Origin of the sequence: Nocardia colli, assembly GCF_008704205.1 — a bacterium.
GTDB classification, from domain to species: domain Bacteria; phylum Actinomycetota; class Actinomycetes; order Mycobacteriales; family Mycobacteriaceae; genus Nocardia; species Nocardia colli.
Genome location: NZ_VXLC01000004.1, coordinates 940,147 through 963,927 on the forward strand (window position 1 = coordinate 940,147; position 23,781 = coordinate 963,927).

Genomic DNA, 23,781 nt, shown 5'->3' on the forward strand with positions numbered 1-23,781 from the left:
CTACTGACCGCACGCTACGGTCGATACCGGACAGAAACCGCCCGGTATTCGCGAGAGACTTTCACCATGCCTCGACCGATCGCCCGCGTGCTCACCCTGCTGGAACTCCTGCAAGCGGGCGGCACCCGAACCGTCGCCGAACTGGCCGGCCGCCTCGACGTCGACGAACGCACTGTGCGCCGATACGTCGATCACCTCCTCGACCTCGACGTCCCCGTCGAATCGGTGCGCGGACGTTACGGCGGCTATCGGCTCGCCCCTGGTTACCGCATGCCGCCGCTCATGCTGAGCGATGACGAAGCGCTGGCCGTCTTGCTCGGCTTGGTCGCGGGTCGGCGAGCCGGATTGCTGACGACCACGGGCGCGGCGAGCGAAACGGCAGCAGCCAAGATCCGCCGGGTGCTGCCGGACCGGCTCGGCCGCAAACTCGACGCGGTCCTCGACACCCTCGCCTTCACCGCACCGCCCGGTGCGTCGGCGGCTCCGGAAACCACAGTCCTGCTCACGATCGCCGACGCCGTACGCCGGCACTGGCCGATCTCCATCCGATACACCGCCGCCGACGGCCGCCGCAGCGAACGCACCCTGCACCCGTACGGGCTGGTCGCCCACTCCGGCAGGTGGTATGTGACGGGCGCGGACCCGGCGATCAGCGAAGACCGAACCCTCCGATTGGACCGCATCACCGAAGCCCGGACCTTGCCCGGCTCCTTCGACCCACCAACCGGATTCGATCCGGCGCAACGCCTCCTCACCGGCCTCGCCACCGCTCCCTATCGATACGAGGTGACCCTTCGAATCCAAGGGACAACCGAGCAGATCCGCACCCGGCTTCCGGCTTCTATCGCGACCGTGACGGAGCCACCGTCCGTGCGCGGAGCACCGCCTTGGTCGCACGTCGAACTGCGCGCCGAACGCCTCGACTGGCTCCCCGCCGTACTCGCCTCCCTCGACCTACCCTTCGTCATCGAACAACCAGCCGAACTCCGCCCCCTGGTCATCGCCTTCGCCAACCGGCTGATGACCTCCGCCCGCCGAACCCCCTGACCGACTCAGGCACTCGCCGCGGGTGCCATGGCGATGCCCCAGAAATCGGCGTATCGCCCTGCGCGGTGCAGGAGTTCGGCATGGGTGCCCTGTTCCACGATTCGGCCGGCGTCGAGGAAGACGATGTGGTCGGCGCGGTGGACGGTGCGCAGGCGGTGGGCGACCATGACCACGGTGCGGCCGGCCATCAGGCGTTCGATGCCCTCGTGCACGGCCGCCTGGTTCACCGGGTCCAGGGCGGAGGTCACCTCGTCGAGCAGGACGATGGGGGAGTTCTTCAGGAGCGCTCGGGCGATCGAAACACGTTGGCGCTCACCGCCGGACAGGAGCGCGCCGCCCTCGCCGACGTTGGTCGACCAGCCGCCGGGCAGGCGGTCGATCACCTCGTCCAGGCGTGCCGCGGTAGCGGCCGCGCGGACCTCGGCGTCGTCGGCGCCGGGACGGCCGAGGCGGATGTTCTCCTCGATGGTGCCGTCGAAGAGGTAGACGTCCTGGAAGACGATGGCGATCTGCCGCATCAGCGTTTCGGTGCTGATCGCGCGGACGTCGGCGCCGCCCACGCGCACCACGCCCGCGTCTACGTCGTAGAACCGTGCGAGCAGTTGCAGCAGCGTGCTCTTTCCCGCACCCGACGGGCCGACGACGGCGAGCCGCTGTCCCTCCGGCACGGACAGCGACAGGTCGTCGATCAACGTGCGACCGTTCTGCCGGAAGGTGACGGACTCGAACGCCAGCTCACCGTTGACCGGCCGGATCGGTTCGCGCGGTTCCGGCAGCGGCTCGGTGCGCAGTACCGCGTCGAGCCGGGCCAGCTCGGACCGCGCGCCGCGCAGCTTGCCGCCGATATCCGACAGGGAAAGCAGCGGGTCGGCGCAGCGGGCGGTGAGCACCAGGATGGCCAAAACCTCTGCCGCGCCGATGTTTCCGCCGAGCGCGAGATACGCGCCGAGGGTGAGCAGCGCGGTGAACATCGCCTGCACGGTCAGCGTCAGGCCGACCACCCCGGGCAACGCCGAGAGCGTCGAACGACGAGCCGCGCGCTGAGCTTCCCGCAACGAGTCGTCGAGCAGCTCGAAACGCTCGCCCGTCCGGCCACCCGCCCGCAGCACCGGCTGCGCCTGCAAATACTCGATGACCCGTCCCGACGACTCACGACTCCGCTCGGCACTCTCCGCATCGGCGGCGGCCATCGATCGTCCCGTCCAAATCTGCACTGCCGCAACGATCGGCGCGGCGACCAGCGCCGCCAACCCGAGCTGCCAATTGAAGGCGAACATCACCGCGATGATCGTCAGCGGCGTCACGCACGCCGAGATGAACGGCGCGAGCAGATGCGCCGCCACGCTCATCGCTTGCAGCAGACCACGACTGGCCATGACGGACACCTCGCCGACCCGATCGGCGCTGTACCACCCGATCGGCAAGCGGGCCAGATGATCACCGAGCCGGTGATACATCCCGCGCAACATCGTTGCCCCGACCCGGAATCCGGACAGATCACTGCGATAGCGCAGCACCGCGTACACCGCGACCGCCGCCGCGAACGCGATCAGCCACGGCCGCGCATTCCCGGGATCGCTCCCGAGCAGTTCGCGCAGCACGGGAACCAGCAGCGCGTAGGACAAACCCTCCGCCACCGCGGTGGTCGTCATCAGGGCCATGGTGCGGCGCATCGTCCGGGCATACTCGGGTCCCAGGATCTGCAACAGCATTCGAATCATCGGAGCTCGTCTCCTTGCCGCACCTGCGGGTCGATCTCGTCGCTGATCGCGCCCTGGTGCGATCGCCAGAATTCCGCGAACTTGCCGTTCTGCGTGAGCAATTCGGCGGGCCGTCCCTGCTCTACGATCGCTCCGTCGTCCAGCACCACCACGGTGTCCGCATCGGCGACCGTCTCCAGGCGATGCGCGATGACCAGAATGGTCCGATCACCGGACAGCGTCGAAAGGGCCGCGCGCACCGCGTGTTCGGTCTGCGGGTCGGCGAAGGCGGTCGCTTCGTCCAGCACCAGTACCGGCGCGGCCGCGAGTAGCGCGCGGGCGATCGAAATGCGTTGCGCCTCACCGCCGGACAGCTTGACATCGACGCCGATCACCGAGTCGTAGCCACGTGGCAGCTCCAGAATCCGATCATGGATGTTCGCCAAGCGGGCTGTCCGCATCACCTCTGCGAGATCGGCGTGCGGCACCGCCAGCGCGATGTTGTCCGCGATCGATGCGCGCAGCAGTCGAACATCCTGGAAGACAAAGGAAACCGTCCGATAGAGATCGACGCTGCTCAGCTCGCGCAGATCGACCCCGCCCAGCACGACCGAGCCGTGGGTCGGATCGAAGAATCGCGGCAACAGCTGCACCAGTGTGGATTTCCCGCTCCCGGAAGGCCCGACGAGCGCGGTGACCGTCCCCGGTTCGAGCACCAGATCGATCCCGCGCAGCACCTCGTGGTCGGCGGCGTAACCGAATCGAACGCCGCGCAGCTCCACCCGATGTCCCTGCGGCGCAACCGGATGCGCAGGTTCCGGCAGGGGCGGCACGGCAAGCACGTCCTTCATCCGGCCGACCGCGCGTCCGGCGGCCTGCATATCGTCGAACCCGTGACCGAGCGCCGCCACCGGCGCGGTCAACCCCAGCCCGAGCAGCAGGAAGGGGAGCAGATCCGCCGGGGCCAGCGAACCGTTCGTGATCAGCGTCGTACCGCCGATCAACAGGACCAGCAACACGAACGGCGGCGACAACGCCAACTGCATCCCCGCGGCGATCGCCGAGACGCCGCGCACCCACTGCAGGAAGGCGTCGACGAAATCATCTGCGGCCGTGCGGAATTTACCGTGCGCCCGCCCGGAACCGCCGAACGCCTTGACCACCGAGATGCCCTGCACGAACTCCACCACCGAACTGGCGATCCGTCCCATGGCGGTATCGAACTCCGCCTGCTCGCGCTGCCGGGCCGGCGTCATCATCAGCGGGACCAGCGCTATCGCCAGCACCACCGGTATCAGCGCGACCAACGTGAGCCGCCAGTCGATGGTGAACAGGTAGATCAACGCGACCAGCGGCACCACGAACGCGGAAACCAGCTCACCGGGGGCATGCGCGATAAATGGATGCACGGCGCTGACGTCCTCGCCGACCACCTTCGCCAACTCACCGGTCCGGCGCTGGGCGAACCAGCCGATCGGCACCCGCCCCAACTGCTGCGCCAGCCGCCGGCGAAACGACAGCTGCACCTGGTTGTCGACGATGTGCCCGATCCCGGCGGACGCGGCGGTGAACACCAGTCGCACGAACATGCCTACCGCACCCGCGATCACCACCACCCACACGTGCCGGTGATCGATCGGCCCGGGCGACAACAGAATTCGCCCCAGTTCGACCGCTGCGAGCAGCGGCGCGAGACCCGCGAGGGCGCCGATCACCTGGGTGAGGATCACCGCGGCGAAACTCGGTGCGTGCGGCCGCAGCAAACCCGAAAGGTGCTGTCCCGCCGCGGAATCAGGGCGGGGTGCCGGTGCGGTCTGCACCCTCGCCTCCGCAAGGTCGATCGCGGTCATCGCTCTCCCGTTCACAGTTTTAGTACGCGTATAAATAATGTACCTCGAGCATCCCCGACGGGCCATAGACCGATCGACCCCAGCGGACCGGCACCGAAACTTTGCTAATTTGCCTGCAAGGGAAGGGAGTCTCCGTTGACCGATCCAGACCGCCGGCGCATCGATCACGAGGAACGCGCAGTAGTCGAGCGCCTGATTCAGCAGGGCGCCGAGGCGGGCGCCGGCACGGCCTATGGCCCGCACCCGGACCAGGTGCTGGAGGTCTTCGGCGAAACCGGGCCGGCCGTGGTCTTCATCCACGGCGGCTACTTCCGGCCTGCCATCGATCGGACCCATGCCCGGCCGCTCGCCCGCGCGCTGGCCAGGGCGGGCGTGCGGGTGGTGTTGCTCGAATACCGGCGGATACCGGGCGATCCGCAGGCAACGATCGACGACCTGGACCGGTTCGAGAGCCAACTGACCGAGCCGGTCCTCTGGGCCGGCCACTCCGCCGGCGGAATGCTGGCACTGACCCGGGCCTACCGGAGACCGGCCGCGATCCTCGCCCTCGCACCGGTAGCCGACCTCACCCGCGCCTCCCGGCTGCATCTCGGGGACGGCGCGGTCACCGCATGGATGGGCGGAACCCCCGAGCAGCACCCGAGCCGATACGCGGACCTGGATCCCCAACGCCGACTGCCGCCGAACCCACCCGATGTCCTCCTGGTGCACGGCACCGACGACCAGACCGTCCCGGTCGCGCTGAGCCAGGACAGCCCAGCCGATGCACTGGTCCTACCGCACACCCACCACTTCGACCTCATCGATCCCGAGTCCGAAAGATGGCCCCGGATACTGGAATTGGTGCGTTCGGCGGCAGGCCGTCTGCGCGACGCGGACTGAGTCCCGGCCGAGCCGGGCGCAACGCTGGTCACTGCCGGTTCGCCGGCCCGTAGCCGGCGTGAAATACGGTGTCCTCGGAACGTACGAACGCGACGCAGGGAGACACATGCCGAATCGGTCACCAGCCAATTCGTTGACCAGCGCCGAGGCTCTGGACCAGCTGGAGAAGCTGTACGAGCAGTCCGTCGCCGCCTTGCGCGACGCGATCCGGGCCTTCGTCGAGAACGGATCCGTGCCCGACGAGGCCACCCGCGAAGGCGGCCTGTTCGTCTATCCCGAACTCCGGATCAGCTGGGACGGCGCCGCCCCGTCGAAGGATCGTTCGCGTGCGTGGGGCCGGTTCACCCGGCCGGGCAGCTATGCGACGACTATTACCCGCCCGGACCTGTTGCGCCATTATCTGGCCGAACAACTGGAGATGATCGAGCGCGACTACGAGGTGCGCATCGAGGTGTTGCCGTCGCGCCAAGAGATCCCGTTCCCCTATGTGATCGATCGCGCCGACCTCGCCCTGGACAGCTCGATGGCCGCGGTGATGGCGCGCTATTTCCCGACCACCGACCTGGCCAGCATCGGCGACGAAACCGCCGACGGCATCTTCAATGCCGTCGACACCTTCCCGCTCAGCCATTTCGACGCGCTGCGCACCGATTTCTCGCTGGCCCGGTTGCAGCATTACACCGGCACCCCGGTCGACCATTTCCAGCCGTTCGTGCTGTTCACCAACTACACCCGCTACGTCGACGAATTCGTGCGCTGGGCCTGCGCGCAGATCGCCGACCCGGACAGCCCCTACGACGGCCTGTCCTGTCCGGGCGGCACCGTGATCACCGCCGAAACCATCGGCGCGGCAACCACTTCCGACCTGGCCTGGAAGAAGCATCAGATGCCGGCCTGGCACCTGACCTCCGCCGATCGACGCGGCATCACCCTGGTGAACATCGGCGTCGGCCCGTCGAACGCGAAGACCATCTGCGATCACCTGGCGGTGCTGCGCCCGCACGCCTGGCTGATGATCGGGCACTGCGGCGGCCTGCGGGAAAGCCAGGCGATCGGCGACTATGTGCTCGCCCACGCGTATCTGCGCGACGATCACGTGCTGGATTCGGTACTGCCGCCGGATATTCCGATTCCCAGCATCGCCGAGGTGCAGCGGGCGCTCTACGACGCCACCAAGATTGTCAGCGGAATGCCGGGCGAAGCGGTGAAGCAGCGGTTGCGCACCGGCACCGTGGTCACCACCGACGACCGGAACTGGGAACTGCGATACTCCGCGTCGGCGTTGCGATTCAATCTGAGCCGCGCGGTCGCCATCGATATGGAGAGCGCCACCATCGCGGCGCAGGGATATCGCTTCCGGGTGCCCTACGGCACTTTGCTGTGCGTCTCGGATAAGCCGCTGCACGGCGAGATCAAACTGCCGGGGCAGGCGAATCGCTTCTACGAGGGCGCGATTTCGGAGCATTTGCAGATCGGCATCCGGGCCGTGGAGTTGCTTCGCGCCGAAGGGGATCGGCTGCATTCGCGCAAGCTGCGCACGTTCAACGAGCCGCCGTTCCGGTAGCGGCTCGGCCGGATCCTGCCGCGTGGGTGCGCCGCGCCGCAGGGTGCACACCGGGTACGCGCGTGGCTTGGTCCACCGCCCAGGTCGGCGGCGGTGGACCGCTCGTGATCGGATGTGATCGGGGCGTGATCTGCTCGTGATCGCCTGTGTCGCTGTTAATCAGCTCTCAACTCGATTTTAGAATTCGGCTTACAAGTCGTGGGTTCGGCTGCCGAGTTCTAACCTCGAAGCAGAGCCTGTGCCTTTGGCGGACAGGCGATCCGGCAGGTGATCGACCACTGACGAAAGAAGCGTCTAATGGGTAAGCACAGCGCACCAAGTAAAAGTCAGATTCCGGCCCGGCTGGCAATTCTGTCGACGGCCACCTTGATCGGCCTCGGCGTCTCGGCGCACAGCGGCGCGGGCCAGGCCGTCGCGGAAACGACGACGAGCACCACCACCGCGGGCGACCAGGTAGCGCCTGCGCCGGCCAAGGCGAAGCGGGTATTGGCCGCGAACGGACAGGGCCACCACAGCCGAAACGCGGTGCAGCCCAAGAAGAAGAAGCCCGGCGCCAAGCCGAAGGCCAAGCCGGCCGCGGACAAGCCCGCCGACCCGTTCGAGCTGCTGAACAGCGGCAGCGCCGCGCTCGGCGGTTTGGCGAAGAGCCTCAACACCGGCAGTGCCGCGGTCACCCCGCTGGCCAAGGCGTTCAGCACCGGCAGCACCGCGGTCTCCGGCAGCGCCGCGACCGGCAGCAAGGCCGCCGGCGGACTCGCGCCGCTGCTCGGCCTGCTCACCGGCAGCGCCTGATCCGGCCGACTCGAGGCCGCTGACCAGCAACCAGAAGGCATTTCATGGGTAAGCACAGTGCACCGCGGAAAGTTTCGCCGGCAACAATGCTCACATTGTCCACCGCTTTCGGAGTATCAGCTTTTGCTGTGACTTTTGCTGGAGCTCCCACGGCCTCGGCGGGTCCCGATTCTCCCGCCGATGAGGTGATCAGCCTTACCAACGCGGCACGCACCAAAGCCGGCTGCTCTGCGTTGAAATCCGAAGAGCATCTCACCGAGGCCGCGCAGGCCCACACCAAAGATATGGCCGCGTCCGGAAACCTGGACCACAACTCGTCGAAGGGCGATCCGGGTGACCGGATCAGCGCGGCGGGCTACAAGGCACAGACCTGGGCGGAGAACATCGCTCAGGGCCAGACCAGCGCGTCCGAGGTGGTCGACGCGTGGATGAACAGCGAAGGCCACCGCGCGAACATCTTGAACTGCGGGCTGAAGGACATCGGCGTCGGCTATGCCAAGGCCGGCGACGGAACCCCGTACTGGACACAGGATTTCGGCGCGTCCAACGGCTCGGACAAAGACAAGCCGTCCGGGGGAGACAAGGACAAGCCCTCTGGTGGTGACAAGGACAAACCCGGTGGTGACAAGCCTTCCGGTGGTGACAAAAGCAAGCCCGGCGGCGACCAGCCCTCGGGTGGCGACAAGGACAAGCCCGGTGGTGACAAGCCTTCCGGTGGCGACGACTCGTCCGAGGATCCTTCGGGTGACGGTTCGGAAGACCCCACGCAGGACGGGGGCGATTCGGCCGAGGACCCGTCGAGTGACGGTTCGGACGAATCTTCCGACGGCGCAGGCGATTCGGCGGAGGACCCGTCCGGCGACGGTTCGGACGAATCTTCGGAGGGTGAGGGTGATTCGTCCGCGGACCCGTGGGGTGAGGGTGCCGACGACTCCTCGGCAGACGGCGGCGATGCGTCCGAGGATTCATCGGGTGACGAGTCGTCCGACGGCGGTGATTGGTCCGAGGACGCGCTGGGCGAGGGTTCGGACGAATCCGCCGACGACACAGGCGGTTCGCTCCAGGACTCCTGGAGCGACCTCTTCTCCGACGACGCGGGCGATGCGTCCGCCGACGGCGGCGCGGGTGACGCGTCCGCCGACGCCTTCGACTGGTTCAACGCTCCCTCCGACGACGGCCTCGGCGCACTCACCGGCGGCGGCGACGCCTTCGGCGGACTCGGCGAGCTGCTGAGCGGACTCGGCGGCGCCGGCGACGCGCTGGGCGGACTCGGCGAAGCCGGAGATGCCCTCGGCGGACTCGGCGGCTTAGGCGAAGGCCTCGGCGCACTCGCCGGCGGACTGTAGCCGATCGGCAATAGCGATCGCCGAACAAGGTTGACTCCCACCTTGTTCGGCGATCGTCTACGTTGTAGACCCTGACTCGGTCAGCCGAGTTCGGCCAGCTGCGCGACGGCGGGCGCCATCGCATCGATCCACGCGGCCGGTGCCCCGGTGGTCGGCGTGATGATCACCGCGTGCACGCCGAGCTTGGCGTAGTCGGCCATCGTCCGGACGAATTCGTCGCGGGTGCCCGGGTTCGGCCGCGGATTGTTGGCCATGATGGTCACCCGGATGTCGTCGTAATTCCGTCCGACGTCGTCGCAATGCCGGCGCAGCACCTCGAGCTTGTGCTCGACCTCGGCGGGCGAACTGCCGAACAGATTGCACGCGTCGCCGTACTGCGCGACCAGGCGCAGCGTCTTGCGCTCGCCGCTGCCGCCGATGAGTACCTTGGGCCGGTTGATCGGCTGCGGCGAGCAGAGCGTCTCGGCCAGCTGATAGTGCTTGCCGTCGAACGGCCCGTTGTCCGCCGGATCCCACATCTGCCGGCAGATCCGCAACGCCTCCTCCAGCCGCTCGAACCGTTCCGCGATCGGCGGGTACGGCACGCCGAGCCCGAGGTGTTCGCGCTCGAACCACGCGGCGCCGATGCCGAGCGTGGCCCGGCCGCCGGAGAGCACGTCGAGCGTGGTGACGATCTTGGCGAGCAGGCCGGGGTGCCGGTAGGTCACGCCGGTGACGAGCAGGCCGAGTTCGATGGTGGAGGTGTGCGCGGCCAGGAAGCCGAGCGTGGTGTAACCCTCGAGCATGTTCGACTCGGCGGGCAGCCCGGTCGGCTCGATCTGGAAGTAGTGGTCCATGAACGACAGCCAGGTCGCGCCGGACGCCTCGGCCGCGGCGCCCACCCTGGCCAGTTCGCCGGCGATAGCGGTGGTACCACCGTCGATGTCGAAAATCGGAACGTGAAAACCGAGCTCCATCGAGCTTCCCCTTATGTGTCGGTAACCGAGATTTCCCCACGCTACGACCTGGAGTGCACTCCAAGTCAAGTGTCGCCGCCGCCGCACGTCTGCGTCGTTCGAGCGCGCGGCGAATGTACGTTCGTAGCAGTTCCTAATCCCTGGGAGCCGGTCGACGAGGAAGTAGGTGCGATGCACTGGGACCAGATGACCGCCACACCGGACGAACTACGCGAGCGCGCGAACCGGGTTCGCCGCGCGGTCGGGCAGCTCGGCGTGCTCGAGTCGATCATCAGCGCGGCCGACGGGCCGTGGCTCGGCGCGATGGATGCCGACGGTCGTGGCGCGGCGGAATTGAAGATGCACCTGGCCGGGCGCTACCGGATCACCGCCATCGTGACGACGGCGGGCAAGCTCAGCCACGTGCAGATGAACGCGCCGATCGCCGGGCCGGCCGGCGATCGGGTGCTCTCGCCGAAGACCGCGACCCGGCGCGGCTGGGACGGCGACGAGGAGATGCCCAAGCAGCCGGAGTGGCTGGACTATGTCGTGGAGTGGGTGCGCAACGCCAGCGAGGACGTGGATCGCCGCGGCGTCATCGAATGGCGGCTCAACGGGGCCGACCAGAAGCTGGCCGCGATGAACGACACCATCGACAGCATGCGCGCCAGCCTGCTGGAACGCGAGCAGCTGCGCGACGAACTCGCCGCCGAGGTGGTGGAGCTGCGCACGGAACTCGAATCCCTCGACCAGACAGAGTGACTCGCCGCACCCAGGGGCGCGGCGAGTCACATCGGGTCGAAAACTATTGGGACAGTTGCTTGACCAGTCGGTAGAGGAATTCGCGGCTGGCGTCGAGTCCGGCGATCGGCGCTCGTTCGTTCACGCCGTGAATGCGGCCGGCATCGGCGGACACCATGAACAATCCGCTGACCCCGTACATCGGAATCCCTTTGCTGCGCGCGTATTTGCTGTCCGTGGCGCCGGTCGACATGAACGAACTCACCGCGGCGGTGGGGAACAGCTCCTTGGTCAACGAGGTGACCGCCGCCATGACGTCGCCGTTGGCCGGCGAGATGCCGCCGGCCGGATCGAGCTTGCGGGTGACGTTCAGTTTGCTGTCGGCGAGCGCGGCCTTGAACTGCTTGTCGATGTCTTCGGGGTTGTCCTGCGGGAGAATTCGGCAATTGACCGTCGCCGTCGCGGTCTGCGGCAACGCGTTCTCGGCCTCCCCGGCCTTGAGCATGGTGCTCACGCAGGTGGTCCGCAGCTGGGCGTTGTACTCGGGCGTCGCCGAAAGCCGTTCCAGCGCTTCCGGACTCGGATTGCCCGCCGCGACCGCACGCATGTCGTCGGCTTCCTGCCCGGTGCGCCCGGCGGCCAGCGCGCCGAAGTTGTCCTTGGCCGGGTCGCTGAGCGAGGTCGGGAACCGGTATGCGGCAAGCCTATTCAGCGCGGCGGTGAGGGTGTAGATGGCATTGTCGGGCGTCGGCACCGAGCTGTGACCGCCGCTCGCCTTGGCCTCCACCTGGTAGGTGGTGTAGGTCTTCTCGGCCACCTGCACGCCTTGCAGCGACGGCTTCCCGTCGACCAGCAGCGCCCGACCGCCCTCGTTGAGGCCGTATTCGGCGCTCATCAGGTCGGCTTTGTTGTCCATCAACCATTTCGCGCCGTTGTCCGTCCCGGCCTCCTCGTCGGCGGTCAGGGCGAGCACGATGTCGCGGTTGGGCTTGAATCCCTCGCGCTTCAATTGGATCAGGCCGGAAACCAGCGCGGACACCATGGCCTTGTCGTCGATCGAACCGCGGGCGGCGTAGAAGCCGTCGGTTTCGGTCAGCTTGTACGGGTCGGTGTTCCACCCGTCCTCGCGTTTGGCCTCGACCACATCGAGATGGCCCAAGAGCAGCAACGGTTTACGCTGCCCGGACCCGGTGAACCGGAGCACCAGGTCGCCCTTGCGCTGCACCGGTTCGAAGATCTGGATATCGGATTCGGCGAAGCCCGCGTCCAGCAGGCGCTGCTTGACCGCGTTCGCGGCGACCGTGGTGCTGCCGGTCGAGTGCGAAGTGTCGGTCTCCACCAATTGCTTGTAGATATCGTGGAAGAGTTGCGTATTGTCTTGGGCCGGCGCGCTCGACGAGCTCGGCGGCGGACTCGAATCGTTCTTCGAAGCCTCTGAGTTGCAGGCAGTTGCGGTAAGCGCCGCGATAAGTCCCAATGCGGCCACCGAAATGAGCGGGTTGCGGCGACTGATATTAGACACGCGAAAGATTTTACCCGAAATGCTCAATTCGCCCCCGGAAATGGACTCGGGGATATTTCGTCGGCCCGAATTCCAGAATTCCCGCTACCGTCGTGCCCGACCCGCCCGCAGCCACCGGGCCGTCGGCTTGGACATGGCGAAAACCACTGTCAGCAACAGCAATCCGACGCCCGCTGCCATCGTCCACCCGGTGGTGCCGGCCGGACTGTCGTAGCCGAACCGGACGGGCGCCAGGCTCGCCAGATAGCCCGCACACCCCAAAACCACCAGCGCACGGCCCAATCGCTTACGCGCCAGCAGCAGAACCGCACCACAGAGCAGCAACACCACCGCGCCGCCGCCCGCGACACCGGACGCGGCATAGGGGGCCAGGCGCGGCTCGCCGTCCGCGAGGAACGCACGGATGACCGGTTCCCGGGGCGACACCACCTCGTAGGCGACCAGGCAGCCGAGCAGCACCGCGAGCACGCAGGCACCGAGCGCGTCGCGGAAACCGCTCGACGGGGACGGCTCACCGGCCGCCGCCGGTTCCGGGGCGGGCTGGGGAGGGCGTGCGGGCTGTGCGGCCTGCGACGGTACCGACGGCCGGCTCGGCGGATTCTGATTCAACGCCGTCGGAGCGATCCGGGCCGGTGCCACGGCGGTTCGAGCGGGCGGACGGCCGTGCAGCGATTCCCAGGCCGCCGCGGTGAGCTCGCGGCAGCTGTCGAATCGTTCGTCCGGCCGTTTCGCCATCGCCCGGGCGATGACCTCGTCCAACGCCGGCGGTGCGTCTGGCCGAACGGAACTGAGCCGCGGCACCGGCTTGCTGATGTGCCCCGCGACGACCTGTCCCGGATTCGTCGCCGCGAACGGCGGATGCCCCGCGAGCAGCGTGAACAAGGTGCAGCCGAGCGAATACTGATCGGAGCGGTGATCGACCCGCTCGCCGGACAGCTGCTCCGGCGAGGCATAGGCGAGCGTGGCGTTGAACGTGCCGCTGGAGGTGAGCTGCGTATTCGAATCGAGCAGCCGGGCGATCCCGAAGTCGGTCAGCACCGCCCGTTCCGCGCGCCCGGTATCCGGCGACGACAGCAGAATGTTCGCCGGCTTGATGTCACGGTGCAGCACGCCACGGCTGTGCGCGTGATCGAGCGCGGAACCGGTCTCGGAGACGATGCGCAAGGCCCGGTCGACCGGCACGTCCCGCGGATTCAACCGGGAGGCGTCGGAGCCGTGGATGTACTGCATGGCGATCCACAGGTGCCCGTTGTGGGTGCCCCGATCGTGGATGCCGACAATGCCCGGATGATCCAGCCGGGCAACGACATTGGCCTCCTGCTCGAACCGCCGCCGCAATTCCGGATCCGCGGAGACCTCGCGATTCAACAGTTTGAGGGCGACTCGGCGCGGCAACCGCGGATGCTGCGCCAGATACACAGTGCCCATCCCGCCGCGACCGAGCACGCCCTCGATGAGGTAGTCCGCGAACGACTCGTTCACTCCGAGCTGCACCACGCCTACCCCTACTCCCTTCGAGCTGACAATCCGAGAGGAGTTAACCACCCTCACCCATAACCCGCACCCTCCGAATCTGCCACCTCGGGCCGGGCCAGGGAAATCGTCACCGCAGAACCACCGACTGACTCTTCGCCGCATCGACCGGATCGGTCTTGACGTGCACGATGCCGCCGCGGTCGTTCGGGTCGAACCACCAGCCGTTGGGCGCACGGTCGAGGTCGTCCCGGCTGGTCCGCTGAGTCAACGGACCCGCCGCGGTTTGGACTGCCTTCGGCGCCGCGGCCGTGTGCACCGCGATCTCGTAGCGGCGCGCGGCCGGTTTGCCCGGATACGACCCCGAACCGGCGCCGATGCTCACCTCGATCGCACCGGCCTCGGGCGAGCGCACCGCGAAGTTCTGCGATGCCTGTTCGCCGCGCTGATAACCGCGGGTTACTCCGTCGTCCTCGACCAGCGTGAAGTTGCCCGCGGCCTGCGGGTAGACGTCCAGGTTCAGCACGCTCTGGTCGCGGGTCCGCCAGGACTGGGTGCCCTCGGCCCACATCGGGACCACCGCGCCCGCCCGCACGAACAGCGGCAGCGTGTCCAGCGGAGCGTTGTAGCCGTTCACCGTGGTCGGCCCGGTCCAGGTGCGGCCGCTCCAGTAGTCGATCCAGGTGCCTTCGGGCAGGTAGATGCCGTCCCGCTGTTCGGCGTCGTTGTATACCGGCGCGACGAGAAAGTCCTTCCCGGAAAGGAATTCGTAGCGGGCCTGCTCGCCCCACGTCGCCTTGTCGTGCGGGTACTCCAGCGCGAGCGGCCGGACCTGGCCCACCCCGGTGCGATTCGCCTCGACCGCATAAGAATAGGTATAGGGCAGCAGTCTCTCCTTGAGCTGCAGGTACTTTCGGTTGATCGAGGTGTAGGGCTCGCCGTACCGCCACGGCTGCTTGTCGTTGGGCGCCCAGCCGTCCATCGACATGATGGTGGGCAGGAACGCCTTCCACTGCAGGTCGCGGGTGTAGGTGCGGGGACTGCCGCCGAAGATGCCGTCGACGTCGCCGGTGTTGTAGGCGATGCCGGACATCGTCGAGCCCGCGTAGGTGGGAATCTGCCAGCGGATGTAGTCGTAGGTGCCGGACTGGTCCCCGCTCCACAGCACCGCGCAGCGTTGCGCGCCCGCCCAGCTCACCGGCGTCCAGACGAAACCCCGTGCGTCGCTGTTCTCTTCGATGCCGCGGTGCGCGCTGTCGCACGCGTCCAAGGCGAACTGATAGCCGGGACCCACCCAGGCCACGTCCAGCTTGCGCACGCGCACACCGGCTTTGACCTCCTCGGCCTGATTCGGCAGTCCGTTCTCGGTCCACAATCCGAGCTGCATGTTGTTCTTGCGCAGTCCCTCGCCGACCTGCGGCAGATTCTCGTAACCGCAGCCGTAGCCGTCGTTCACCAGCATCCAGCCGTTGGGCATCTGATTGCGCACGTATCCGTCGGCGATGCCGACCGCGTCGAGGGTGTGCCGCTCACCGCGATTGGCGTTGTGCAGGTAGCAATCCGAGTCGCCCATCTCGAGGCCGTAGATCGGCGGCAGGAACGGCCGGCCGACCAGCGCGGTGTAGGCGGAGATCACCCCCTTCGGGCCGTCGCCGACCACATAGATCGCGTCGAAGCGGCGTTCCTCGTGGGTGGTGCGGGCCGGATCGGTGAAGGCGTAGTTGCCCGGCGCGAACGTGTTGCGCAGCACGCCGTATCCGTTGCTGGACAGGTAGAACGGCTGGGAGTTCGGCGCGCCGCCGTCGTTCCAGTTGTCGTCGGCGAAGATCTTGATCGTCTGGTCGCGGTGGCTGAACCGCCCGTTCTGCTCACCGCCGCCGAAGAACTGCTCGTCCTTGCCCCGGCCGAGGCTCTGTGTGGTCGCGGTCTTGGTCCAGGACAGCGGCGCCGACTCGGCCCAGATCTGCCGCCGGTTGGTGCCGTCGTAGAGGGCGAAGCGCAGCGGAGACTTGTAGGCGCGCAGGGTGAGATCGGTGGTGGTGATGGCCCAGTAGTCGCCCTTGTCCGTCTTCTTCGTCTTGGCGGGTGGGACCTTGGTCGGGAGGACGATCTTGTCGCGGGCCGGATCGGTGAACTTGCCGTCCGGCGCCAGCTGCACCCGCACCGCGCCCGCGGTAGGGAAGTTGACCCGGACCGCGGCCGATCCGGAGTACATGGTGGTGGTCGTACCGTCGTCGACGATGCGGCCGAGGTTGCCGAGCCGGCCGTTGTCCGCGTCGGCCCAAGCGTCGGGCGTGGCCACCAGGCTGCCGGCGACCACCAGCAGACCTAGCGTGATATGCGTGATTCTGCGCATTCAGAAACCCTTTCACGCGTGAACGAGCATGGATGATCTAGGACCAAGTAGAACCAACCTGGTCGGCCATCTCGACTGGCGCGCAACTGGGGACCGGTCTACCTGCGGCGGCAGCCCGGAATCTGGTGTACGAGAGGCTGACTCGCTACTCGAACAGCACGCAGGTGGCCGCGGGCGCGGCGAGCACGGCCGACGGTGCGGCGGGCAGTCCGGTAACGGGATCGAGGTCGAGCAGGGCCACGGAATTCGACTTCTGGTTGGCCGCGTACAGGTGCCTGCCGTCGGGGCTCAGGGTCAGATCACGGGGGAACTTTCCGCCACAGGGCGTGCTGCCCATCGGCATCAGCATCTCGCCGACCACGGCGAAGGTCGCGACATTGTCGTGGCCCCGGTTGGCCAGGTAGAGGAATCGGCCGTCCCTGGCGACCACCGGCGCGGAGGGATAGTTCCGGTCGCCGCCGGCGTTCTGGTCCGCGGGCACCGACTGCCCGGCCCGTAGCTCGCCGCGATCGGCCCGCCAATTCAGCACGGTCACCGTGGAATTCAGCTCGTTGGCGAGAAAGGCGTTGCGGCCGTTGGGATGGAAGGTCAAGTGCCGCGGTCCGCTGCCCGGCGCCAGCGCGACCCGCGCGTGCTGGTTCAGCTTGCCGCCGGCCAGCCGATAGACGTAGACCGAGTCGACGCCCAGGTCCACCGCCAGCACCCAGCGGCCGGACGGATCGATCGAGACCTGATGCGCGTGCGGTCCGGTCTGACGATCCGGATCCGGTCCGCTGCCGGTGTGCTTTGCCACGTCGACCACCGCGCCGAGCCGTCCGTCCCGGCCCACGGCGAGCACGCTGACGCTGCCCGAGGTGTAGTTCGCGGTCAGCACGTACCGTCCGTCCGGGGTGACGCACAGGTGGGTGGGCGCATCGCCTTGTACCGCAACGGTATTCAATACCGTCGGTCGTGGCCCCCGGAGATCGAGCGCGGTGGCCGTGCCCGGGCCGGACCCCTCGTTCACCGCGTACAGGTAGCGCCGATCGGGAGACAATGCGAGGAACGACGGATCGGCCACGCGCACAGTGCTTTCCACGACGAGCCGGCCGCTGCCGGGATCGACGGTGGCGACGCTGATGCCGGAACCGCCTGCGCCACCGGAGGTATAGGAACCGAGGAACGCGCGAGTGCCGTTCGCCGCGCCCGCTACCGCGGGCCGGACCGCTGCGGTCGTGACCGCGGCACCCAGTACCCCGAGGAATCCCCGCCGTCCGAGCTCACCATTGCGCACCGATTTCTCCTTCCGTCCCGCGGCAGATCTCTCCGCGTGCGGGTCAGAATGTCGCACGCGTCTGAGAATTTCCTTGGCGTCGAATCCCCAGTGCGGAGTGGGGAGATCAGAAAACCTGCCGGTCTGCCACCGGCATTCGCTCCGAAAGGCCCACTACGGCACAACTTCCCCAGTTGAACATCTGGACGCGACGGGGATCCGAGGGGAATCTGGTTGCTGCCAACATCCCCATGATCCAGGCACCTGTGCTCAGGTGCTGCTCGGTCAATACCGTTACCAGACAGGCGGTTTGAGACATGTCCACACTCCTCAGCGTTATGGATACCGTGCACTACATTGCCGCGAGCGCCGGGTCCAGCGACTCCGGGTCCAGCGACGCAGGCGATTCCCTCAGCGGCGGCGGATCATCGACCGGATCGCTCGGCACCGGATTGGATTTGGCCAAGGTGGCCCTGAAACTGCTCAGTTTGCTGGTCGGTCATTTGTCCTGACCCGGAACGCGATATTCAGCGCGGCGCATTCGGCTGCCGCGCTGAATACGCATGCGCATCGTATCGGCAATTTCGCGCGTAGTGAGGTTCAGATGTCAGTCACGCATTCGTCCAATCGCTACGTGGTGGCGACGATGGTGGCGCTCGGGGTGGCCGTCGCCTCCGCGACTGTCGCCGCCCCGGCCGTCGTGCACGCGGCGCCCGCCGACTGCGCGGACACCTTCAACCTGTTCATTCCCGGCACCTGGGAAACCAACGAAAAGGCCGACCCCGCACAGCCCATCGGAATGCTCCGCCCGATCGCCGAGGCCATCCAGCGCCAGCACGGCCCGAGCTCCGACATCTACTTCACGCCGTACATGGCCCGCGCCTTCGACAACGGCTACACCTATGCCGACAGCAAGAACACCGCGCTGGTCAACGCGCGCAAGGCCTTGCATGACTACGGCAATCGTTGTCCCGGAGCGAAATTCACCATAACCGGCTACAGCCAGGGCGCGGACGCCGCGGGTGACGTCGCCGCCGAGATCGGCAACGACCGCGGCCCGGTGCCCGCCGAACGGGTTATTGCCGTGGGACTCATCGCCGACCCGGCCGCGGGCACCAAGGGCGAAACCGCCGTCGGCCCGCACACCGTGGGTTCCGGGATCGCCGATCCGCGGCCGCTGGGCATGGGCAAGCTCACCGGGCGGGTCAGCTCGATCTGCGATCCCGGGGACCTGTACTGCTCGATCAAGAAGGGCGACAACCCGTTACTGGGGAAGCTCGGCTCGCTGCTGAGCAAGGTGCTCAGCAACTCCACCCTGGCCAAGACCCTGACCGCGAATGCCGCAAAGGCCGACCTCCCCGGTCTGGCCGGCGCCGTCGACGAGCTGTCCACCGGCCTCACCGCGCCGGGCGGCATCAACCTGACCCAGCTTCGCGACACCGCCGCGAAGTTGGAAGGCAACCTCAAGATCCTTGCCGGGCTACATGATTCCGATACCGCCGCCCGACTCGCCGATGCCCCCGCCGGATCGGCCGAGAACAGTGCGGGCCAGGTGCTGATCAAGGCCGGGGAGTCCGACCTGACCGGCGCCGCCACAGCGGTGAGCACGATTACCGACACCGCGACCAACCTGTTGAACCGAGGCGTGCATACCCTCCAGGTGAACTCGCCCGACGCGGCCACGCTGACCATCAAGGTCGAGGCCCTCGTCGATCAGATCGCGCCGCTGGCCGACCTGCCCGCGGCCATCCTCGGCTCGGCGACCAAGATCCTCGCGATGCTGAAGCCCACCATGCTGGTCGACCAGACCCTCGACGTCGTCGCCAACGTCACCGCGCTCGACTTCGGCGCGATCATGGCGAACCTCGCGCTGCTGCCGCAGAAGGTGGCGGCGATGGACGCCCAGGGCGCCCATCAGGTCGCCGGTGCGCTGAACAACCAGTTCAAACCGCTGGTAGATCTGGTCGCCAGCGCCGACCTGAAATCGGTCGCGCAGGTGCTCTCCACGGTGCCGAACTCGCAGGGGTACGTCCAGATCGCCGCGTCCATGACCTCGATCCTGTCGAACGTGGACGTCATCCGGATGGCCACCCTGGTCGGCCAGATCCAGGAGATCGCCTGGTCGGTGGTGGAGAAACTGGTCCCGCCGCCCGGGCGGGCGCCGGACCCGGCCGGCGCGGCCGCCGTGCTGTCCGGCTTGCTGCCGGTCGGCCTCGAACTGGCCACCGTCGCCACCGGCCTGCTCGGCAGCAAGAACACCCAGCACCTCGACATCGACGACCTGAGTGCCGCACTCGCCAAGACCGCGCCGCCCAAGGTTGGCATCAACCTGCTTGGCCTCATCCGCGACGGCCTCAGCGCCGCAACGTTTTTCTCCTCCAACGCCCACATCAACTACGGCGCCCTGGTCGTCGACGATTCCGGCCGCAACGCCATCCAGTGGCTCGGCGACTGGATGAACGGCCAAATCGGGCAGGCCAATTGAATCCGGCGTTAGGGTCGCCGCATGCGAATTGCTGCGGCGCAGGCACGGCCTGCCTGGCTCGACCCCACGGCCGGGACCAAGATTGTTGTCGACTATTTGACCCAGGCCGCGGCGGCGGGGGTGGAGCTCGTCGCCTTTCCGGAGACATTTCTGTCCGGCTATCCGATCTGGTTGGCCAGGACCGGCGGGGCGCGGTTCGACAATCCGGAGCAAAAGGCCGCTTACGCTTATTATTTGGACGCGGCGGTCACACTCGATGGGCCGCATATCGCCACGGTGCGGGAGGCGGTCGCCGATCTCGGGGTGTTCTGTTATCTCGGCATCACCGAGCGGGTCCGCGGCACCGTGTACTGCACGCTGGTCGCCATCGATCCGGTTCGCGGCGTGGTGAGTGCGCATCGCAAGTTGATGCCCACGCACGAGGAGCGGATGGTCTGGGGGATCGGTGACGGTAACGGGCTACGTGCGCATGACGTCGGCGAGTTCCGTGTCGGTGGTCTGTCCTGTTGGGAGAACTGGATGCCGCAGGCGCGGCATGCGTTGTATGCCGACGGCACGACCCTGCACGTCTCCACCTGGCCGGGGTCGGTCCGAAACACCAGGGACATAACCCGTTTCGTCGCAATGGAAGGCCGGGTGTACTCGCTCGCGGTCGGCGCTGTTCTCGATTACGCGGACGTGCCCACCGACTTTCCGCTGCGCGACGAACTTCTGGCAGTCGGTAAGCCCGCGGGCTATGACGGCGGCTCCGCCCTCGCCGGCCCCAACGGTGATTGGCTGATCGAACCGATAGCCGGCGAAGAACGACTCGTCATCGCCGATATCGATCCGGGCGAAGTGGCAAGGGAGCGGCAGAATTTCGATCCGACGGGACATTACGGACGTCCGGATGTATTCACCGTAACCGTGGACCGCCGCCGCCGGACCGCCGCGAATTTCCTGGAGGATTGATCCGCTGAACAACCGCGGTACATCGGACGAACTGTAGTGAGAGCCGGGTCTCATTGCGGCACGCTAGATTTAGAGTTATTTCCGTGTGGAAATATCTGCTAAGTCTGCTCATCACTCTGACGGCAATCACCGCACCCACTCCGGCCTTTGCGGCGGATGCCTCGGTCGAGGCGCGCGGCACGGTCTTCGACGACAAGAACGGCAACGGAATTCGCGACCGGGACGAGCCGGGTCTGGCGGGCATCTCCGTCACCGACGGAGCGGTCTGGGCGAAGACCGGCAAGGACGGCGGCTACAGCTTGCGGATCGATCCGCGCCGCCGGGAAACCGATCTGGTACAGGTAGTTTCGCCGGACGGCTACACCCCGGTCCTGCGCGAGGACTCGGTCCCGCGCTACTTCCGGGCGCTCACCGAGGGCGCGACTCGGCAGGACAACATCGACTTCGCCATGGTTCCCGACAAACACGCGGCCGACCCGCGGGAGGCGTGGCTGATGTTGTCCGACACCGAGACCGACAACCGCAGCGACGCCGCCGCGGCGGCGAGCCGGGCCCAATGGACCGGCCAGGTCGAGGCGATGGCCAGGAACCGGGAGGGCACCGTCGCCATCGCGACCGGCGACCTCACCGTCACCGACTACACCGCTCCCGAGCGCCGCCAGGGCAGCTACGACATCCTGCGCGCGGGTCTGACCAAGGGGCGCTTCGGCCGCCCGTTCTACCCGGTGATGGGCAACCACGACGCGGGCGGCACCGGAACGGCGTCCGGGTATTCCGCGAGCATGGAGCTCTATCGGCGCAACCTGGGTCCGGAGTGGTACAGCTTCGACCGCAACGGCCGCCACATCGTGGTGCTGGAGGACAATTACGACACCACCGGCCTCGCGCCGCAATTGCAATGGCTGCGTGAGGATTTGCGCCGCCATGCGACGGGGAAGCAGGTGTTCGTCTTCGCCCACCGGTCGCTGTTCACCAAATGGGGCGCGGGACAGGCTATTCAGCCGACCATCGATGAGCTGGCCCGCTATGACGTGCGCATGTTCGCCTCGGGGCACAATCAGCAGAGCGAGTTCCGTCGCGGCGCGTTCCCGCGCTCGGTGGAGGTGAACAACATGGGCGCCACCTACGGAATCGACGGCGCGCGACCGGGATACAAGGTCCTGGATTTCGCCGGCATCACCGACGACCGGGCGACGCCGGCGAACGAGGACACTGGCTACGTCTCCGGCGTGCACCGGCAGTTCTTCGTCCACGACCGGACGGCGCTGGTGAGTCCCGCACCCGAGAGCGCCCATCGCTCCGGCGCATCGATCCCGGTCGACCTGTACGTCGAGGACGCGGGACGGACTCCGGCGAGTGCGCAGGTGCTGGTGCGCGACGACCGCGGCGGCGAGGTGTGGCGCGCGGACCTGCGCTTCGGCAGCACAGACGCCGCGCCCGGCTGGGTGAACTGCTACACGCCGCCCGGCGGACGGGCCGAGGCGTGCCCACCCGTTCGCGCCAATGCGGCGACCGCGCACGGCAGCATTCTGTTTCTGCAACCGGGGACCTACCGGGTCGAGGCGATCGCCACCGACACCGCGGGCGGGAAATGGCCCGTGCTGACGAGCACCTTCCGCGTGCTGCCGGTCGGCTCACCACCGGCCGCCGGAGCGGACTGGCCGCGCCAAGGCGGTGCCGAATCAGGCGGATCCACCGCGGCTTCCGATCCTGGCGCAGTGCTGGACCAGCGGTGGTCGGCCAATACCGGGGAGCACTTCGCCCTCAACGGCGCTGCCGTGGTCGGCGACATGGTGATCGTGTCCTCCCAGGCCTTTGCCTCGCCGTACAACCAGGTGCTGGCCTATCACCGCGACACCGGCAAGCAGCTGTGGCGGACCTACCTCGACGGCGACGCGGAGTCCTTCCCGACCGTGCAGGGCGGCCAGGTCTATCTCACCACCGGCGTCGGCCGGGTGTACGCGCTCAACTCGCGCACCGGTGTCGTGGACTGGCAGACCATCGACGACGAGCACCGCACCGGCGAGACGGTGCGCCGCTACGGCCGGGCGGGCGGGCCGGTCAGCGTCTTCGACCTACCCGACCAGCATCGCGCGGTCGCGGTCTACCAGGCCTACGACCAGATCGTCTGCCGCGATGCAGGCACCGGAGCCCGGCTCGGTGGTGGCTTCGCCGCGCCCGCCGGCTGGGGCGAGTTCCACAGCGCCGCCGTGCGCGGGACAGACACGAAAACCGCCTACCTGCACTCAGGTTCGAGTCAATCGCTCATCGCCATGGACCTGACCACCTGCACCAGTCGATACTCCGTCGACACGGCGGGCGGACTGTTCAGCCACTCGTCGCCCGCGCTCACCGAGGGTGGGCGGCAGCTGGTCACCATGACCGGTGATGGTCTGAGTGGTCATGATCCGCGCGACGGCCGTGCCCTGTGGCATGCCGAAATCCCCGGCAGCGCTTGCGAACCCGGCCCGCCACCGATCACCAGCCCGGCTGTCCGTGGGCAACTGGTCTACGTCGCGTCCATCGACGGCAAGGTTCGCGCGTTCGATACGTCGGCGAGTAACCCGGCAGAACCCTTGTGGGCGACCGAGATCGGCTATCTGCCGGGCACAGGGCCACTCGACGATCCTGCACGAGTGGCGGCAGGCTGCACGGCGGCACCGAACGCGCCCGCGATGCACGCGCTGACCACCGAGACCGTCGTATACGTCGGCACCTGGGACGGCCGACTGGTTGTCCTCGACCGGCGCACCGGAAAGCAGTTGAACCAGTACGACTTCGGCGGCGCGGTCGCCTCGGCCATGTCGGTGACCGGCGACTGGCTGTTCGTCCTCACCACCGACGGCACCGTGCACGCACTGGCTGCTCGCCGGTGAAAAATCTTG

General features: G+C 67.5%; 17 protein-coding genes. 10 read left to right on the forward strand and 7 right to left on the reverse strand.

All coding sequences use genetic code 11. The features are described from left to right. Nucleotides 1-66: 66 nt before the first annotated feature. Nucleotides 67-1,047, forward strand: coding sequence for a helix-turn-helix transcriptional regulator (locus F3087_RS16465; RefSeq protein WP_150402752.1), 981 nt, complete (start codon nucleotides 67-69; stop codon nucleotides 1,045-1,047). A gap of 5 nt (nucleotides 1,048-1,052) precedes the next feature. Here the strand turns inward: F3087_RS16465 and F3087_RS16470 are convergent, their stop codons facing one another. Next, nucleotides 1,053-2,768 carry an ABC transporter ATP-binding protein gene (locus tag F3087_RS16470; protein WP_150402753.1) on the reverse strand — a complete coding sequence of 572 codons (1,716 nt, stop codon included), beginning with the start codon at nucleotides 2,766-2,768 and terminating at the stop codon, nucleotides 1,053-1,055. After that, nucleotides 2,765-4,597, reverse strand: coding sequence for an ABC transporter ATP-binding protein (locus F3087_RS16475; RefSeq protein WP_150402754.1), 1,833 nt, complete (start codon nucleotides 4,595-4,597; stop codon nucleotides 2,765-2,767). Before F3087_RS16475 ends, F3087_RS16470 begins: the two co-directional genes overlap by 4 nt. Nucleotides 4,598-4,732: 135 nt before the next feature. Between F3087_RS16475 and F3087_RS16480 the strand changes: the two genes are divergently transcribed. From F3087_RS16480 to F3087_RS45950, 4 genes are all read left to right on the forward strand, one after another. After that, nucleotides 4,733-5,479 carry an alpha/beta hydrolase family protein gene (locus F3087_RS16480; RefSeq protein ID WP_150402755.1) on the forward strand — a complete coding sequence of 249 codons (747 nt, stop codon included), beginning with the start codon at nucleotides 4,733-4,735 and terminating at the stop codon, nucleotides 5,477-5,479. A 106-nt stretch (nucleotides 5,480-5,585) separates the two neighbouring features. Further along, nucleotides 5,586-7,043, forward strand: coding sequence for an AMP nucleosidase (locus tag F3087_RS16485; RefSeq protein WP_150402756.1), 1,458 nt, complete (start codon nucleotides 5,586-5,588; stop codon nucleotides 7,041-7,043). 297 nt (nucleotides 7,044-7,340) lie between these two features. Further along, nucleotides 7,341-7,835, forward strand: coding sequence for a hypothetical protein (locus tag F3087_RS16490; protein ID WP_150402757.1), 495 nt, complete (start codon nucleotides 7,341-7,343; stop codon nucleotides 7,833-7,835). 128 nt (nucleotides 7,836-7,963) lie between these two features. Further along, the gene (locus tag F3087_RS45950) at nucleotides 7,964-9,181 is read left to right on the forward strand and encodes a CAP domain-containing protein (protein ID WP_223885100.1); all 1,218 of its coding nucleotides are present in this window, start codon (nucleotides 7,964-7,966) and stop codon (nucleotides 9,179-9,181) included. Nucleotides 9,182-9,261: 80 nt separating this feature from the next. Here the strand turns inward: F3087_RS45950 and F3087_RS16500 are convergent, their stop codons facing one another. Next, nucleotides 9,262-10,137: an LLM class F420-dependent oxidoreductase gene (locus F3087_RS16500; protein WP_150402758.1), complete on the reverse strand. Its 876-nt coding sequence runs from the start codon at nucleotides 10,135-10,137 to the stop codon at nucleotides 9,262-9,264. 186 nt (nucleotides 10,138-10,323) lie between these two features. Here F3087_RS16500 and F3087_RS16505 point away from each other — a divergent pair, with 186 nt between their 5' ends. Beyond that, on the forward strand, nucleotides 10,324-10,878 hold the full coding sequence (locus F3087_RS16505; protein ID WP_150402759.1) for a hypothetical protein: 555 nt from the start codon (nucleotides 10,324-10,326) through the stop codon (nucleotides 10,876-10,878). Between the two features lie 43 nt (nucleotides 10,879-10,921). On the opposite strand, the gene F3087_RS16510 is transcribed toward F3087_RS16505, so the two are convergent. The 4 genes from F3087_RS16510 to F3087_RS16525 all read right to left on the reverse strand — a co-directional run bounded on the left by F3087_RS16510 (nucleotide 10,922) and on the right by F3087_RS16525 (nucleotide 17,481). Further along, complete coding sequence (locus tag F3087_RS16510) at nucleotides 10,922-12,379, reverse strand: M20/M25/M40 family metallo-hydrolase (RefSeq protein WP_223885101.1); 1,458 nt, start codon at nucleotides 12,377-12,379, stop codon at nucleotides 10,922-10,924. A gap of 84 nt (nucleotides 12,380-12,463) precedes the next feature. Further along, on the reverse strand, nucleotides 12,464-13,876 hold the full coding sequence (locus tag F3087_RS16515) for a serine/threonine-protein kinase (RefSeq protein WP_223885102.1): 1,413 nt from the start codon (nucleotides 13,874-13,876) through the stop codon (nucleotides 12,464-12,466). Nucleotides 13,877-13,982: 106 nt separating this feature from the next. After that, nucleotides 13,983-16,208, reverse strand: coding sequence for a glycoside hydrolase family 31 protein (locus F3087_RS16520; RefSeq protein WP_150402761.1), 2,226 nt, complete (start codon nucleotides 16,206-16,208; stop codon nucleotides 13,983-13,985). Nucleotides 16,209-16,353: 145 nt separating this feature from the next. Beyond that, the gene (locus tag F3087_RS16525; protein ID WP_223885103.1) at nucleotides 16,354-17,481 is read right to left on the reverse strand and encodes a lactonase family protein; all 1,128 of its coding nucleotides are present in this window, start codon (nucleotides 17,479-17,481) and stop codon (nucleotides 16,354-16,356) included. A 296-nt stretch (nucleotides 17,482-17,777) separates the two neighbouring features. Here F3087_RS16525 and F3087_RS16530 point away from each other — a divergent pair, with 296 nt between their 5' ends. The 4 genes from F3087_RS16530 to F3087_RS16545 all read left to right on the forward strand — a co-directional run bounded on the left by F3087_RS16530 (nucleotide 17,778) and on the right by F3087_RS16545 (nucleotide 23,772). Continuing rightward, on the forward strand, nucleotides 17,778-17,972 hold the full coding sequence (locus F3087_RS16530; protein ID WP_150402762.1) for a hypothetical protein: 195 nt from the start codon (nucleotides 17,778-17,780) through the stop codon (nucleotides 17,970-17,972). Between the two features lie 92 nt (nucleotides 17,973-18,064). Then, the gene (locus F3087_RS16535) at nucleotides 18,065-19,945 is read left to right on the forward strand and encodes a cutinase family protein (protein ID WP_150402763.1); all 1,881 of its coding nucleotides are present in this window, start codon (nucleotides 18,065-18,067) and stop codon (nucleotides 19,943-19,945) included. 21 nt (nucleotides 19,946-19,966) lie between these two features. Then, nucleotides 19,967-20,896, forward strand: a complete 930-nt coding sequence (locus F3087_RS16540) for a carbon-nitrogen hydrolase family protein (protein ID WP_150402764.1) — start codon at nucleotides 19,967-19,969, stop codon at nucleotides 20,894-20,896. A gap of 83 nt (nucleotides 20,897-20,979) precedes the next feature. Continuing rightward, a complete protein-coding gene (locus F3087_RS16545) occupies nucleotides 20,980-23,772 on the forward strand; it encodes an outer membrane protein assembly factor BamB family protein (protein ID WP_223885104.1) in 2,793 nt (930 codons plus the stop codon). Nucleotides 23,773-23,781: the final 9 nt, after the last annotated feature.